Annotated in this window: 19 protein-coding genes and 1 tRNA gene; 4 read left to right on the top strand and 16 right to left on the bottom strand. The window is 56.4% G+C overall.

Annotated features, from left to right (window positions below; genetic code table 11):
* The first annotated feature begins 175 nt into the window (after positions 1-175).
* Positions 176-370 (top strand): carbon storage regulator CsrA, encoded by a 195-nt coding sequence (gene csrA / locus Pla100_RS27470; RefSeq protein ID WP_146582099.1) that lies wholly within the window; start codon positions 176-178, stop codon positions 368-370.
* Between the two features lie 140 nt (positions 371-510).
* Positions 511-583, top strand: a tRNA-Glu gene (locus tag Pla100_RS27465).
* Here Pla100_RS27465 and Pla100_RS32535 read toward each other — a convergent pair.
* The 9 genes from Pla100_RS32535 to Pla100_RS27425 form a co-directional block, all read right to left on the bottom strand.
* Entirely contained in the window at positions 546-1,622 is a 1,077-nt protein-coding gene (locus Pla100_RS32535; RefSeq protein WP_390620669.1) for a tyrosine-type recombinase/integrase, read from the bottom strand. The genes Pla100_RS27465 and Pla100_RS32535 overlap by 38 nt on opposite strands.
* 380 nt (positions 1,623-2,002) lie before the next feature.
* Positions 2,003-2,203 (bottom strand): hypothetical protein, encoded by a 201-nt coding sequence (locus tag Pla100_RS27455; RefSeq protein WP_146582097.1) that lies wholly within the window; start codon positions 2,201-2,203, stop codon positions 2,003-2,005.
* On the bottom strand, positions 2,203-3,525 hold the full coding sequence (locus Pla100_RS27450) for a replicative DNA helicase (protein WP_197168285.1): 1,323 nt from the start codon (positions 3,523-3,525) through the stop codon (positions 2,203-2,205). Before Pla100_RS27450 ends, Pla100_RS27455 begins: the two co-directional genes overlap by 1 nt.
* Positions 3,522-3,902, bottom strand: a complete 381-nt coding sequence (locus Pla100_RS31275) for a hypothetical protein (RefSeq protein ID WP_197168284.1) — start codon at positions 3,900-3,902, stop codon at positions 3,522-3,524. The genes Pla100_RS27450 and Pla100_RS31275 overlap by 4 nt, the downstream gene beginning before the upstream one ends.
* A complete protein-coding gene (locus Pla100_RS27445) occupies positions 3,899-4,594 on the bottom strand; it encodes a hypothetical protein (protein ID WP_146582093.1) in 696 nt (231 codons plus the stop codon). Before Pla100_RS27445 ends, Pla100_RS31275 begins: the two co-directional genes overlap by 4 nt.
* 20 nt (positions 4,595-4,614) lie before the next feature.
* On the bottom strand, positions 4,615-4,956 hold the full coding sequence (locus tag Pla100_RS27440; RefSeq protein ID WP_146582092.1) for a hypothetical protein: 342 nt from the start codon (positions 4,954-4,956) through the stop codon (positions 4,615-4,617).
* Positions 4,953-5,339 (bottom strand): MerR family transcriptional regulator, encoded by a 387-nt coding sequence (locus Pla100_RS31270; RefSeq protein WP_197168282.1) that lies wholly within the window; start codon positions 5,337-5,339, stop codon positions 4,953-4,955. The genes Pla100_RS27440 and Pla100_RS31270 overlap by 4 nt, the downstream gene beginning before the upstream one ends.
* Positions 5,336-5,527 (bottom strand): hypothetical protein, encoded by a 192-nt coding sequence (locus Pla100_RS27430; protein ID WP_146582090.1) that lies wholly within the window; start codon positions 5,525-5,527, stop codon positions 5,336-5,338. Before Pla100_RS27430 ends, Pla100_RS31270 begins: the two co-directional genes overlap by 4 nt.
* A gap of 84 nt (positions 5,528-5,611) precedes the next feature.
* A complete protein-coding gene (locus Pla100_RS27425) occupies positions 5,612-6,571 on the bottom strand; it encodes a hypothetical protein (RefSeq protein ID WP_146582088.1) in 960 nt (319 codons plus the stop codon).
* 262 nt (positions 6,572-6,833) lie between these two features.
* Here Pla100_RS27425 and Pla100_RS27420 point away from each other — a divergent pair, with 262 nt between their 5' ends.
* Positions 6,834-7,178, top strand: a complete 345-nt coding sequence (locus Pla100_RS27420; RefSeq protein WP_146582086.1) for a hypothetical protein — start codon at positions 6,834-6,836, stop codon at positions 7,176-7,178.
* A 92-nt stretch (positions 7,179-7,270) separates the two neighbouring features.
* A complete protein-coding gene (locus Pla100_RS27415) occupies positions 7,271-8,047 on the top strand; it encodes a hypothetical protein (RefSeq protein ID WP_146582084.1) in 777 nt (258 codons plus the stop codon).
* Positions 8,048-8,108: 61 nt separating this feature from the next.
* Here the strand turns inward: Pla100_RS27415 and Pla100_RS27410 are convergent, their stop codons facing one another.
* From Pla100_RS27410 to Pla100_RS27380, 7 genes are all read right to left on the bottom strand, one after another.
* Positions 8,109-8,381 carry a hypothetical protein gene (locus tag Pla100_RS27410; RefSeq protein ID WP_146582082.1) on the bottom strand — a complete coding sequence of 91 codons (273 nt, stop codon included), beginning with the start codon at positions 8,379-8,381 and terminating at the stop codon, positions 8,109-8,111.
* A 3-nt stretch (positions 8,382-8,384) separates the two neighbouring features.
* Complete coding sequence (locus tag Pla100_RS27405; protein WP_146582080.1) at positions 8,385-8,666, bottom strand: hypothetical protein; 282 nt, start codon at positions 8,664-8,666, stop codon at positions 8,385-8,387.
* A gap of 98 nt (positions 8,667-8,764) precedes the next feature.
* Positions 8,765-9,100: a hypothetical protein gene (locus Pla100_RS27400; RefSeq protein ID WP_146582078.1), complete on the bottom strand. Its 336-nt coding sequence runs from the start codon at positions 9,098-9,100 to the stop codon at positions 8,765-8,767.
* Positions 9,101-9,253: 153 nt separating this feature from the next.
* Positions 9,254-10,474, bottom strand: coding sequence for a hypothetical protein (locus Pla100_RS27395; RefSeq protein ID WP_146582076.1), 1,221 nt, complete (start codon positions 10,472-10,474; stop codon positions 9,254-9,256).
* A 1,525-nt stretch (positions 10,475-11,999) separates the two neighbouring features.
* Positions 12,000-12,539 (bottom strand): hypothetical protein, encoded by a 540-nt coding sequence (locus tag Pla100_RS27390; protein WP_146582074.1) that lies wholly within the window; start codon positions 12,537-12,539, stop codon positions 12,000-12,002.
* A complete protein-coding gene (locus tag Pla100_RS27385; protein ID WP_146582072.1) occupies positions 12,536-12,904 on the bottom strand; it encodes a hypothetical protein in 369 nt (122 codons plus the stop codon). The genes Pla100_RS27390 and Pla100_RS27385 overlap by 4 nt, the downstream gene beginning before the upstream one ends.
* Positions 12,905-13,271: 367 nt before the next feature.
* Entirely contained in the window at positions 13,272-13,595 is a 324-nt protein-coding gene (locus Pla100_RS27380) for a hypothetical protein (RefSeq protein WP_146582070.1), read from the bottom strand.
* Positions 13,596-13,793 lie beyond the last annotated feature (198 nt).

Raw genomic sequence — 13,793 nt, 5'->3', positions numbered from 1 at the left:
GGGGAATTTTCTTCGTTTGTCAACCCAGAATTCCTTGACCGATACAATTTTTGTCCTAGAGTTAAGTTCTCAAGGATCCCTGTCCGTTGACAACCTCATCGACCTGTCCCCTCCCCAATGACGTATTGAAGGTCGTTTGACCGAGGTTTTGCGGCCTAAGAAAAGGAATGAACCCATGTTGGTTTTGTCAAGAAAAAAGAACGAAAGCATCGTCATCAACAACGACATCCGGATTGTCGTCGTGGAAATTCGTGGCGACAAGGTACGCTTGGGCGTCGAAGCCCCCCGTGAGGTGCCGGTACATCGTCATGAAGTGTACGAAGCGATCCAACGCTGCAACGAATCGACCGACACATCGGTCGAAGGCTAGTCTGACCGACGGTGGTCAATCCCCGCTTCTAAGGTAGATCTTTCCCGCCTTGGCAAGATCCCCTCGTTTTTCTAAACGAGTGTGGCCTGTGGACCCTTGACGTGCCGATGGTGTCTTCGTTAAAACTTCACCCATCACACGGCCCCTTCGTCTAGCGGTCTAGGACATCGCCCTTTCACGGCGGTAACACGGGTTCGAGTCCCGTAGGGGTCATCTGGCTATTGCTCTCAGATAATCTAAACCCGGTAAAACCCAGTGTTTTACCGGGTTTTTTCGTGTCTTCATCCGATTGGGACTGGCTGGGAGCGGCAGAGATGACACCGCCAGGGACACCGCCGCTTGTGGCGGTGTCATTTGTCGTCGCAAGGGTCGCCCCCGCCTCCCAGTGATCCGGTGTCACTTGTAGATAGTGCTTCGCGGCGACCTTCGCCGAGTGCCCCATCCACGAATCAATGACGTGGCCGGGGAATCGCTCCTCTAGTTCGGTTCGGCGGGACGCTCTAAGGTTCTGGAACGTCTTTTTCCACGGAATGACACCGGCGGCCTCGATAATCCGCTGCATTTGGGTTCCAAGATTGGCTCCCGGCAGGTAAGCGGCGATCAAACGGCGGTTCATTACCAAGTCGTTTTCCCGGTCGGCGGCGGCAGCGTCGATAATTGGCCGCAATTCGATGAAGATGGGGCAGAATCGCAGCCCGGTTTTAGGCGAATCGATGCGAATCCGCTGGTCATCGAATTGGACGTCAGTCCATTTGACCGTCAGGAACTCGCAAACCCGCAGGCCGCCGAAACGGGCGAGTGCAAAGGCTAGTTTCCAGTCGTGATCTGGGCAGGCTTTGAGTACTTTCGCGGCAACTTCCGGCCGCACGAAGAAATCACGCTCCCGATTCACCTCTTGGCCGCCTTTGATGGCCGTCATCGGGCTCTCGTCGATCAATTTCGCGTCGACCGCCTCGGAAAATATCATTTTGGCGATCTTAATGTGTTTGCTCGCCGTGGCATCCGCCATCGTCGCCGTGGGCTTCCCCTCGGTGTCACGCCTGACGACTTGTTCGGAAAGCCATCGCTTCCATTTCTTGGCGTCGGCCTTCGTGATTGATAGTAAGAGGCGATCTTCGCCGAACATTCCAACCAAATACCGTTTCGTTTTCCGGTAGTTGGTACGGGTCGCGGCGGAAACGTCGGTCCGGCCCTTAATGTAGCGTTCGCAAAACGCACCCAAATACCGATCGGCGTCATCGTTTCGCTTCACGGCGGGATCGACCAAGCCCCAATTCTCAAGCGTGCCGCGGATTCGCTCATCTTTCAGTCCCGAAACCCAGCGAACGGTGGCCGCATCGGGCAGCGTGTTGGCTTCGTGTGATCGCACCAACTCGTCAATGTGACCGGCGATGCCTTCGGCGGCACGCTTGCTTCGTGAGCCAAGCCACAACGACCGGCGTTGGCCAGCTTGTCTGAACTGTAACCGCCATCCGGCTCGGGTGCGGTCGGTCTCTTTTCTCAACGATGCCAATTATCCATTCCTGTTCTGGATCCTGATAAAAAGGAACCAACGGCAACCAGTCAGGTTCTGGGGTTCGCTCCGTCGAGCTAGCCGTGGTCGGTAAAACTGTACGTGTGTGGGTCGGCCGGTCAACTCTTCACCCGATCGGCTTCGGTTGGTATCCCCGTGTCGCGGAAAATGTCTTCGCACGCATCAAGCAACTCGTGCAAACGGTCTTGGATCGCATCCGGGATGCCTTTGGCTTGGCTCGCTGGTGTGGTCGCTAGTGCATGCGCAGTGTCATACAAACGTAACCACGCCGCCTTATCGATCGACTTCTTTTCGGTCATCACGCCCACTCCGCCAGATGCGAACAACCCGATGGTGAACCGAACTCGGTCCGCACGGGATCAAACCAAACATCGAGCGTTTGAACCGCACCGTTGCGAAACTTCGCGAGCTTGATCGTGGCTTCGGTGGCGTCGCGGTCGGCCCGATGGATCAACCAAACGTCGTCGGCTTCGGCTTCGATCATCGATGACCCGTAAAGCTCGTCGACGGTGGGCGATTGGTCGGCGGCTCGACCGTCTTTTCGCTTGGCTTGTGTGAGCAACAAAACCGGCAGGTCCAATTCGGTCGCCAGGTTCTTCGCGGCGCAAACGATGTGTGCTATTTGCTCGTGGCGGATGTCTCGATTGTCGGTCGGCTTGATCTTGAGTAGGTGATCGATGGCGATGATACGCGAGTGATGTTTCGCGACGTGTAGCCGCGTCATCGCGGCGATGCGTTCGATCGTTTGCGGTTGCTTCGGCCGCCAAACATGGAGCGGAACGCCGGTCAGATCATCATCGACGTACGCACGCAACGACGATAGACGCTCGGCATCGAGTTTGCCGGATCGCAGGATCATCGAATTGGTCCCCGTGTCGGCGGCGATCGTGCGGTCACCGATTTGTTGGTTGGTCATCTCCAACGAGATGAAGAACGCCGGGATACCGGCACGGGCCGCCGATCCAAGAATCTGATAACCCAACGCCGTTTTGCCCATCGACGGCCGGGCGGCGATGACGGTCAGGCCGGGGAACACGCCGCCGGTGGCCCGGTCGATGACCGGAACGGAAGTTGGTATCCCGGCGGCGGTCTTGTCGCCGGCGGCCACTCGCTCGGCTCGATCGATTGAACCGGTGACGATTTCGGCGATCGTTTGGATTTCGTTGTCGGACGATCCGGCGTCAATGCTAAGCGTTGCCGCTCGCATTGATTCGGCGATGTCGTCGGCGGTGTCGTCCAGGCCACCGCGATGGGCTCGCACGATGGCACGCTGCGCGATGTCGACGATTCGGCGGCGTCGGCATAGGTCGCGAACGCAATCGATGTAGTGATCGGCGTTGTCGATTCGCGTTGACAGTGCCTCCTCGACCGCCTCCATTCCTCCCACGGCGTCAATCCTGCCTAGTCGTTCGAGACGATCAAGCAAAACAATCGGATCATCGATCGGGATCCCGGCGGCGTGCAGATCGATTAGCGTGTTGAACATCGTTTTGCGTGCGTCGCCGGTGAACGCTTCGGCGTCCAATCGGGCGTGAATCGAATCGCAAAGCGTCGGCGTGACGATCATCGCACCCAATACCGCTCGTTCGGCTTGGTCGTTTGTGAGGGGGTTTGCGGTCACTGTTTGTGTTTTTCCATGCCGTTGTTGATTTGCTTGAATGTTTCCACCGCGATCGAAGGAGCCCCGTCGATCGGTGAGTTGAACCGTTCCAGCCGAATTTGGTGGGTCTCGGCGTCGCGGCCGCTGACGAGTAGGCGGCCGGATACAATCTCCATCCGCCGGTGAAGGTCCATCGCATCGCAAACCGCGATGTAACATGCTTCGCGAATCCGAAAGGCGTCTTCAATTTCGGTATCCGTCGCGCCGTCGGCCCGCATGCGTGAAGCCAATTCCGCTCGGGCTTCCGGTGAAGGAACCGATTCGATGACCTGGCGGCGAATCCTAACGCGGCGTCGGATCGTCATCCGTCTTAGCTCGGTGTCGTAGTCGATGCTCATCCTTGAGGCCTCTTGCGAGGTACGGCCGGCATCGCGGCCAACTCGTCAAGGGTCGGCGCTCGCTTGTCGGCGGCACTTTGCTTTGACGTGGATGAGTTGGTATCGGATCGCTCCCACGTCCTCACGCACGCACGCCAATCCTTGACGGTCGATTTACCGCGCCGCCAACCGGTGGTCTCGTAGTGGTCAACGAACTTAGTCGGGTCGACTTGGTTACCTCTTTCCCTGCAGTATGCGGCCACTTCCTCAACGGTCGGTTTGATGAATTTGGCGCTTGCGCCCTTCTTATTATTCTTCTCTCCTCTCCTCTTCTCTTGGTCCGACGTTTTGTCGGACAATGTCGGACATTTGTCGGACAATGGTTTCTGTTCTTTGCGACGCAGTCGTTTGGCTTCCGATTCGAGTTCGCGAGCTTTCGCCGATGACCCGTTATGTCTCGTGAATTGCGGGACAATCAGAGTTTCGCCATCGGTGACCAACCAACCGACGTCGATCATCCCATCGGCGAACCCGTCACGCTCCACAAGTCGGTCGATCGTTGATTTGGTTGCGTTCGCGAGGGTGCCGTCGGCGCTATGACGATCAACCCAGGACCAGAAAACAAACAAGCGTCCGACGGTTGCGTGGAATGTGTCCGACAAATTGTCGGACAATGTCAGACATGCCGGGTCGTCTCGCAGGTCGTGACGCATTTTTATCCATTCGCCGGCCATCATCCGCACCTCATCCGCTCGAACACGAAAGCGGCGTAGCTCACGGTGTGAGGTGGTAGGATCCTATTGAATCGCTCTAGTCGACGCTGGTATCGCTCCGCCTGGGAGCCATCGCATCGAACCACCCCGTCTTCAATCGAGACACAGCGGCAACATGCCATGGCCGTCGTCACCGCCTGCTCGCATTGCTGACGTAGGTCGAACATCGCATCCACTTCGGCGGTGGTCCAGCCACGACGGGTAAGCGTTATCCGTTCTCGCATCCGATGGACCTCCCCAGGCATGGCCTGCTCGACCGCTAGGATGTCCTCGATTTGCTCGATTACCGATTTCGCAATCATGAGTCGACTCCCATGGCGTATCGGACGCGCGAACGCTGGTCGTCGTCGTCACACGCGGCGAGTAGCTGGGACAGTAGCTCGGCTCGCCGGGCATCGTTGGTGGGTGTCGACGCGGCGGTGAGGGCCGCGAGCACGTCGGCCGGAACGTATCGACGGCATCGCTCCGTCGGTCCGGCCATTACGCTGGGGATCACGCCGGCCGCCCGCAGGCGATCCAGCGTCGGCCGTGAAATAGATAGCCGCCGCGCCATCTCGCCCGGTCCGACTGCTAGCGGGTCGGTGGACTCGGCGAGTAGGGGCGTGATGGCTTCGACGACGTCGGCGACGATGGCCGCCCGAAGTGCCTCGGGGTCGATCGACTCGACCATAGTGGCGTGACTCATTGGGACACCTCCGATTTTTCGGGGGTGGTCGATGTGTCGATCCGCGTCAGGTCATAACCCAGCCGAACGAGGTTGCGTCTCGCTGTTTTTTCGTCGGTCGATTTGCCGTGCTTGATTGCTAGCACAAGGGCTGCTGCCCAGTACGCGGGATCATTTTTCCGCGTCACGTCATAGATACATTTGGCCATAGATGGTCCTCCTGTAGAACCATGGCCATCGTCATTAATTAATGAAAATGAACGGAATCCCTAGCGTTTGACGCAATATTTTTTTCAATCTTCTGTCATTCTGTTATTGCGCGATTGATATTTTTCCGCTTCATCATCAATCCAGCGTCGCGCTGTCGATTCGGAAACTCCAACCATCGTCGCAAGTTTCGCGGGATCGTCTTTTAGGGTGGGGTGACTTCGCAGTTCTGCGAGCATTTGCGTTCGCCGCAATTCCGATTCGGCCTTGCGTAGTCTGCCCTTCCTCGTGGGCTTGTCCGACGTCACTCTCTCGGCTTTGTCATTACACGGATGCTGATCGTTATCAACGTCGCGAGAATCTTCATTAGCAGGCCCTCCGCATGAGTGGGCGTGATCGCGACGGGGGATCTCTAAACCCGAATCCTCGATCGCCATGAGGATGTCATGAAGACCGCTCGCCTTGCGTATTTCAGGATCAACGATTCCGCAAGCGTAGCATCCTCGCAACTTCCCAAACGTCTCTTCAACTCGTGGAATCAATGATGCGAATTGCTCAAGCCTTTCAATGACGCGACGTTGGGTAGTGGATTCAACGGATTCCACTGAAAAACCAACAGCGTCCATGACCTCGTCGATAATCTCAGTGACTTCGTGTTTTCGGTCTCCGTCAACGATCGCTTTTGTCGGCTTCACCTTCATGTCTAGCACTAAGTTATCGCAGCCGGTCTCAAACCCGCATCTACGCCAAAACGCATTTCGCGTCTCGGTGCTCGGATAACCGCCGGTGGCACCCAAGGCAGCCGACCACGTGTTGACGTCTGCCCACGCTTGCCAATCAATGGGTACGTATTTACTGCTAATCGCTTCGATTATTTTGCCGTGCGTGTGGATATCTTCACTCCAACGTTCGGTCAACGTCATCAACCGAATTGAACGAAAGATTTTCAACGCATGCGATAGGTGGCCGGTAGCCTCATCAAGCAATGCTTGCGAGTATTGAACGGGATCGCCATCGTCGTCATGCAATTGCACGCTGTTCATCATCCTGCCCTCATCGAGAATGCGGCCCGCCGCCGTGGAGGGCAGTCACACGGCGACGGAACGCGAAATAGCAAGGGAGCTACCCTTGCGACGTTGGCATTCTATGCGCGGGCGGGCTTTGTGGCTACTTCTTAGGCTGTTTCGGGGCCGGTTCTGCTTCGGTCGAAAAAAAATTCTGCCGCGGCCGTGACCAAACGTGACAAACGTCCGAAGACAATGACCGAATTGACTTTCCGACCCTTCCAACCAACGCAGGAACCAGAACATGAACCGAATTGAAATCGAATCCGTTAGCAACGTTGATGCCTTGATTGACCGCATCGCGGATGCCGTCTTTGATCGGCTGAGGCCACTTATCGCCAAGAAGGATGAACCCCGTCAGGAGCGTTGCGCAAGCCGTGACGAGATGGCGAAGATTCTTGGTTGGTCGATCGCGAAACTCGACCGGCGAACATCCGAAGGAGCGGTGCCAAGCATCATGGACGAAGGCCGACGGACCTACATTGTGGAGGACGTGTTCGCGGCGTTGAGGGAAGGCACCCCGGCGGCTGAAGCGGCGGCGAAGGAGCGGCAGGCGAAGAAACAGGCTGTAAGGAAGAGTGCGAAGTGATGATCGAATTAACATGCAAATGCGGGCGGCCGCTACGGTTGAAACCGGAAGCGGCAGGCCGCCGGGTTAAATGCCCTGGTTGTTCGTCGGTGATGGACGTTCCCGCTCCGCCACCTTTACAGCCTGCCCGTTACGAAGTCACGGCCAACCTCATCGGTTCCAAGACGGTTCGGTTCTCGTGCCCTGCGTGCAAGGCCGGTCTCACGTCGCCGTTGAAGGAGGCCGGAACGTTCGACAACTGCCCCGAATGCTTGGCGAAATTCATGACGCCTGGAATCGTGGAACAAGAACAAGTCGAGCGTGAAGCGAACGAGCAACGGTATCGTCAGCATGAACAACGCGAAGCAAGACGCCTCGCGAAGGAGAACGCTCGGGCGGAGATGCTGGCCCAACGCCAAGCGGAAGAGGTGGCCGCAAAATCCGCCGACGACGCAGGCGATCAGGTTTCAACCGGCGGATCGTGGCTTCAACGACGAACACAAGTCACGCCGCAGGAAGAACGCAGGCGGCCGGGCAACGGGAACGGCTTCACCGTCCCGGCTAATCGGACTTACCCGAACTTGAACGCGTTGTGCTTGGTGATCCGACTGCTTGCTCTATTGGTCGCGTCTGTCGCGATCCTGATAGCGGCGGTGATGCTTTATGCGGCCTTTCAACGGGATGCAATGGCGGACTCGATCCTTTTGCAAGCGTTGACGACGGCAATGGTCGGCGTTCTTGTTGCTGTCGCTTTGGTGTCCGTTTCCGAATCGATCCGCGTTGTGATCGACACACAAGACAATACGCTCGTCACGGCACGTGCGACCATCGAGCTATTGGCGATTGCCGAAATGTCAAACGAAACAAGCGTTGATGCCGGCCGACGATGAACCATCCAGCCTTCAACTGCTATCGGTACGTCCTCGGGCTCCTCGAACGTATCGCGGTCGCCTACTTCCGCGTCTTCCGTGGCGGCTTGAACTTCACTTCCAACGATCCACCGGACGCAGCCGCCAACGCGGCGAGTGCCCCGAGTGAAACACTTTTTGCCCCGTTCCACGTCTGCGATACCATCATTCGAGACAACCCCGCGCGTTCGCCGATTTGTGCGTTGGTTAAATGTTCGAGATGCGGCTTGATCTGTTCGAGGACGTCGGCAAGATCAACGCCAAAATCAGCCGGGTCGACTCGCTTGGAGTGCCCGGCTTTCGATTTGTCGGCCATCGCTTAGACGCTCTCGGTTTCTCGGGATACGCTGCAGACGCTTGCGAGCCCGAACCATTGGTCATTGCAACCGGGGGTGGTGATCTTCATTGACACGGGGCCGTCAAAGTCTTCTTCGGTGACGACGCGTTCGCGATTGCCGCCGATGTTGACGGTGACGCTCTTGAAGCAAGTTGCTCGGCCAACGGTGCCGGTCGGCGTGCCGAGTGAAACGAATCGGAATCCGTTCAATTTGCTAGTGTGAAGTTGAAGGCCATCGCGATAGAAAGTAACAAAGGTCGTCATCTGATTCGTCCCCGAAAAGTGAAGTAACTGAACTACGCCTACTGTATACCGTAACGGATTACATTGCAAGTTCTCTTCAATGTTTTTTTGAGAAAGAATCAAAACGGCCCGTGGTCGTCGTCGCTGCTCGGCGTGGTCGCGATCGCGTAAGATGCCCGCAGTCGCCCGGCTGCGTCGTCGGCGTTGCTGCCTACGTCAATCAGGCATCCAAGTAACGGGCCACCGTCCTTTCGTCCGGACGGGATCGATTCGACGGCCACGACTTCGCCAAACCGGCCTGCGATGGCCTCCGCGATCATCGAGGTTGACTCGTCGCGGCCGTCGTACAAGAAAACGTGCCGATCATCGGCCAATTCGACCACGCCCCAAGTGACGCTACTGGGGATCGCGTCGGCCACGTTGAGGAGTGATCGGCAGAGCGTTTTTTCGTCCATCGTGGATACCAATGCGTTTATGCGTATTTTGCGGGGCGAATCGCTGATAACAGCCGGAATCGGGCGTGTTCGGTCCCATGCCCTGAAAACGAAAACAGCGGGTAAGGTGCAAACCTACCCGCTGGTGATGCCGATCGGAATCGGTGGCGTTTGTTATCGAGTTTGCCGGGCGATCTCTTCGCCGGCCTCGCGAATGGCGTCGCGAATGCAGCCACGCATCTCGAAACAGATCTTCATGTGCACATAGTGATGCAAACGCGAAACAACGGCAGGGGCCTTGCTGTCGCGGATAAGCTCACCGACTACGGAGGACAAACGCTGTAGGCTGTCATTCATCACGTAAGCGCCGTTCAGTCCGGCGACGCTGTATGTCTCCATCATCGAACGGCATAGATTAGCCATTTGTCGCATTGACTCTTCTTGGCTGTACAGCAGGCCTTCAATTCGGACCGTGTCGCCGGTGAGTGACTTTGTAAGTGACTCCCGCACCACTTTGACGTCGTCGGCCATTTCGTCGTAGTCGTCGGCCGTGACACGCAGATCGTAGCCGATGGGGTTCTGCTTGCGTTCCTCTTCCGGATCCTGGTCATCGTCGTTTGAATTAACTTCGACGCCGGTCTTTTGGTCGAAATCGGCGATCCATTTGTCGACAAACTCATCAATGTCGGTCTTCCCGAGGAAGTATGATTGCGTCGCTTTTGTCTCGACCACGCACCACGGGCGAGTCTCGCCGGGTTGGATGATTCGATACTCATCACAGCCGCGCCATTCGACGTTGATGCTGTTCTCGGATCCGAATAAATCTCGCAAGGCCCCTAAATCGTCGCCGTAGTACAGCAACTCGGCGAAATCCATGCCTGAGCGTTTGCCGACGAACTCGACGTGCCGGGATACCGATCCTTTCCGTCGGCCACCCGGCGTGATTTCGGTCGGCAATTCCTCTTCCCATTCGCGAACGGGGAATCGGGGCGAGATGACGGCGGGCCGCCCGCCTCGCTGTAGCAGTTGCTTCGCTTCGTGCTTGGCCAGCAACCGACTCGGCTGCTTGACGACCAAAACCGCGCAGCCCGTCACCACGTCGAACACCTGATAAAGATACGGGTCGATTTCAAGCGACTCAAGCGTGATCGGACCGGCTACCGGGGCGACGAAAACAGCGGCATCGTTGGATCGCACCGACATTGAAAAGTGGTCCCACGCGTCCGCAAAATCTTTCGTGGATACGATCGGGATTACCAACGCGCTCCCGTGCTCGAATTGGATTTCGTGGACGGTCGCCTCGGTCGTATGGACCGGGACCTGGATCGTTCCCACATTCAGCGGGCCGTTGTCCGTTGCTTGATCCGTCGTCGTCTCGATTGTGGCAGTTGACATGAAATGTCGTTCCTTCCGCCGCCCCCACGTGCATGAGGTGCGGTCAGTGCGTGCATGAGCCCGGAAAAGAAGTTAAGAACATAGGCGTCATACGGCCTACGCAGGGGCGCTCTCTCACGGCCTGTGCCGATCGCAGATTGCAACCCAGCCGGTTGAACCGACTCTGCCACCAATTGCGTGGTGACTACTCTTCTCGTCCGGACTCTTGCACCGCTTGGTTTTAGTTAGAGGGCATGACTTTGTGAACGTTCGCACCCGTGAAGCGAATCACGTTGGAAGGTGCGATCGTTATCGAGTTGGTTTCTTACGACCTTCACGACAAACGCATAATCGTCGTGTCCACCTCAGCGGTCAAGCCCGAAAACATTCAGCGCGTACCACGCCCCACTACGGTCATGGTGGTTTTCGCCACAACCGCTTCATCCACTGCCCAACGTTCCAGCCTCAAAAATCGCGTCAAATGTGAGCGATAGAGGCCGGGCGGCAGCGATAAAACCGAAACGAGCGGGTGCGACCCCACGATTGACCATGACACGCATCTTGGTGGTTGCTAACCTGCGAAAAACAACATTGCCCCAGGTGCCAAAAATGCGGAACAAAACAACTCTCTTGGTTCTGATTGTGCTTGCGTCCGTGACTGCTCAAGCAGATGAGGCGGTCAATCGCTCGACGGCTGGTCACTCGAACGAGGTGCGATCTGAGGAGGGCGTGGCCACTGCTGATCGGCACAGGTTGCCACCACCGTACGTCGCCAACAGGCTGGCAAGGAACAAGCTTGCCCGTCAGGAGGGAAGGCCTGATACATGGTTGATCACTGTGCTCAACGCGATCGAGTTTCCCATTAACCGAACTGCGGGAATTTCATCTCGCGAGCAACCAGGGTCTGTTATTAAACCAGACATTGACGCGGGCATGATGGCCGACGAATTTGAACGAAAGCATCATTTGAAGTTATAGATGTTGCTTCATTTTTAAATGCGACCTCGATCGAACCAGTGACGCTTTCGGCGAGCCCTATTTCTATGCAAAACGTAGTTGAAACAGTTACTCAGTTGGGGCAGTTTGCAGCTTTGGTAATTGTGGTGTGCGTAGTCGTCATGCTTTTTATCTCGCGAATTGACCGACACCCACGCAGCAAGAATCCAACTGACGAGGCCTTGCCCGACGACGCGAGCGATGTCGAAAGGCTACCGTGAAATCAATCTGCGGATAAACTTCCGATCGCAATGGAGAGGCGGTTGACGCTGTTTTCGTCATGGCTACGTCTTCCGATGAAGAACAGCAACCGGTTGCCAGAAACGCCGAACGCTTTGCCGGCTGCGTCGCGGGCATCTGCCGGCCAACTTAGAGAAGTGCAACTGTGCAACTCGATTGCACGATTCGACTTGCCGGGTAGTCCGCCACCGAATCCGGCGACGCTCGATCGAGCGGCGAAAGCAGCTGGAAACGGCGGCTGGTGATGAGGCAATGCGATCTCACGTCACCAGATTCGGCGACGGTATCGAGCTTCATTTTTCGGCGTTGCTCAACAGGCCTGAAGACCACGTCCATGAAATCGAGTCGAAGAATTTTCACGGTTATTCAATGACAGGTAAGCTTGAGCCAGTCGGCTGATTCTTCTCAAGGATCCGATCGCAAATACTACGGGCACAATCCAAATCAAAAGCCCCCCGGTGTTGGTAGCAAGAACAGCCAAGCTAATTCTACAAGTTTCCTTGTGGATTTGGGTGAACGCTGGATCGTGACATTCTGCGATTGCCTTCCTCATTCGGGCTACAAGTTCTTGAGCCTCCGGATCTTTCATCTTGGTACGAACTCTCGCCAAATCGCTGAAATGCAACTCGGACATGCAGGAAATCATCGCATTGCAGTGATACTGCAATGCTTCAAAGGCATCTTCATTCACGGGAGAGTCAAACTGCTGGCAACGCAAAGCGTCCCTAGCGCTAAAGACTCGGTAGCGAAGGTAGATGCGGATAGATGGCGCTACAGCCGACTCGTAGACATATTGGAAGCCAGCAATTACGAGCATCGCGAAGATTACCCAACTCAGGGCGTCAATCATTTTCGGTTTCGTTTGCTTGAATGGATATTTTTTTGAGATGACAGTTTTTTCTGAAGCTGTGTTCGCTCCTGCGCAAGCCGTTTCATTTCGTTGTGATGGACTCGCCGCATTGTCGCCGCGTGAACCACCCAGCCGCCACCGAGAAGCACTGCAAATACCCAGCCAAGTGCGTTCGTTTCAACAAAACGACCAACAAGTGAACTCGCCAATTGCTCTAAGGTGGCTTCTGGCAAACGCCATGCGATGATAATAATCAAAAAAAACCCGGCGAGGATAGGCAGTTGCCCTCGATCAATCGACCGAATTGTAATATCCCGAAAAGCCTCCGCCCAGGTAACTTTGACCGATGGATTCCGGCCGCTCATTCAGGAATTCTTTCGTTTTTCGGGAGTTTGTCTCAATCCCCCCATCATGGCCGACGTGATTATCGGCCACAAGTACGCTGAATATGGACGGCGAACAGCTGCTAGGCCTGCAAGCTGACACGTCAACGAGGTAGTCACGTCGCCGCGTTACATTCGCCAATCCCGGCCGAACTGACGCTGTGATTAACCTAGTCGGCGGGATCCGGGCGGCCACTTCGTCTTCGATGATCGCCACAAAACGGGGCAAACAAATTCCGGGGCAGTTTTTTCTTGAGAGATCCCTACAGGCCGCCGCCGCGGTAATGGATCGGTTCAAGCGGTTGGTTCGTCAGGAACTTGAATTGATCGAAGTGGTCGCAAAACCGTCTTAGGCTCCGATGACTCCGGCGGCACCTGAGGCCGTCGCTTCGATGGCGTGAGGTGCCGCCGGAGTCCGAGGACGCAGGCGAAGCGTGTGGGAGTAGTGAGCCGGCTTTGGGGTGAATTTCTCTCGCATGCGCAGCCCCTTTTCGATGACGCGTTTGGCGTGGTCGACGGACTTGCCGGAGACCCCGGACGCTTTGCCGGCCGCGTCGCGGGCTTTACCCATAACCTGTGGCAAATTTTCCACCGGTTTGTCCTTGGGCGGTCGCCCGCTGTTTTGCTCATGACTCTTGGCCGCCTGCTTCTCGTCGATGCATCTGAATCCCACCCCTCAATTTCTCGGCAGCCTTTCGCTGGCATTTGCCTGCGATTTCTAAAGGATTCTTTTGGAATCCTGAGCCCGCATTATTCACCAAGGACGAAATCGGTTCTGCGTTTTGAGGTTTGGCCATTGCGAAACGCAGCGAAGCGGATTGCGAGTCTGATTTTGACCGACCGCGCACAACGCCCCCCTCCCCCAGAATCG

This window comes from Neorhodopirellula pilleata (assembly GCF_007859915.1).
Taxonomy (GTDB): domain Bacteria; phylum Planctomycetota; class Planctomycetia; order Pirellulales; family Pirellulaceae; genus Rhodopirellula; species Rhodopirellula pilleata.
Note: the sequence above shows the minus strand (reverse complement) of the source record. Positions and strands in the feature narration are given on the sequence as shown.

Excerpts from the sequence above, each read along its gene's own strand:
- csrA (WP_146582099.1), top strand. The coding sequence starts at position 176 with ATGTTGGTTTTGTCAAGAAAAAAGAACGAAAGCATCGTCATCAACAAC.
- Pla100_RS27455 (WP_146582097.1), bottom strand. The coding sequence starts at position 2,203 with ATGACCGAAAAGAAGTCGATCGATAAGGCGGCGTGGTTACGTTTGTAT.
- Pla100_RS31275 (WP_197168284.1), bottom strand. The coding sequence starts at position 3,902 with ATGAGCATCGACTACGACACCGAGCTAAGACGGATGACGATCCGACGC.
- Pla100_RS27445 (WP_146582093.1), bottom strand. The coding sequence starts at position 4,594 with ATGCGTCACGACCTGCGAGACGACCCGGCATGTCTGACATTGTCCGAC.
- Pla100_RS27440 (WP_146582092.1), bottom strand. The coding sequence starts at position 4,956 with ATGATTGCGAAATCGGTAATCGAGCAAATCGAGGACATCCTAGCGGTC.
- Pla100_RS31270 (WP_197168282.1), bottom strand. The coding sequence starts at position 5,339 with ATGAGTCACGCCACTATGGTCGAGTCGATCGACCCCGAGGCACTTCGG.
- Pla100_RS27430 (WP_146582090.1), bottom strand. The coding sequence starts at position 5,527 with ATGGCCAAATGTATCTATGACGTGACGCGGAAAAATGATCCCGCGTAC.
- Pla100_RS27425 (WP_146582088.1), bottom strand. The coding sequence starts at position 6,571 with ATGATGAACAGCGTGCAATTGCATGACGACGATGGCGATCCCGTTCAA.
- Pla100_RS27420 (WP_146582086.1), top strand. The coding sequence starts at position 6,834 with ATGAACCGAATTGAAATCGAATCCGTTAGCAACGTTGATGCCTTGATT.
- Pla100_RS27415 (WP_146582084.1), top strand. The coding sequence starts at position 7,271 with ATGGACGTTCCCGCTCCGCCACCTTTACAGCCTGCCCGTTACGAAGTC.
- Pla100_RS27410 (WP_146582082.1), bottom strand. The coding sequence starts at position 8,381 with ATGGCCGACAAATCGAAAGCCGGGCACTCCAAGCGAGTCGACCCGGCT.
- Pla100_RS27405 (WP_146582080.1), bottom strand. The coding sequence starts at position 8,666 with ATGACGACCTTTGTTACTTTCTATCGCGATGGCCTTCAACTTCACACT.
- Pla100_RS27400 (WP_146582078.1), bottom strand. The coding sequence starts at position 9,100 with ATGGACGAAAAAACGCTCTGCCGATCACTCCTCAACGTGGCCGACGCG.
- Pla100_RS27395 (WP_146582076.1), bottom strand. The coding sequence starts at position 10,474 with ATGTCAACTGCCACAATCGAGACGACGACGGATCAAGCAACGGACAAC.
- Pla100_RS27390 (WP_146582074.1), bottom strand. The coding sequence starts at position 12,539 with ATGATTGACGCCCTGAGTTGGGTAATCTTCGCGATGCTCGTAATTGCT.
- Pla100_RS27385 (WP_146582072.1), bottom strand. The coding sequence starts at position 12,904 with ATGAGCGGCCGGAATCCATCGGTCAAAGTTACCTGGGCGGAGGCTTTT.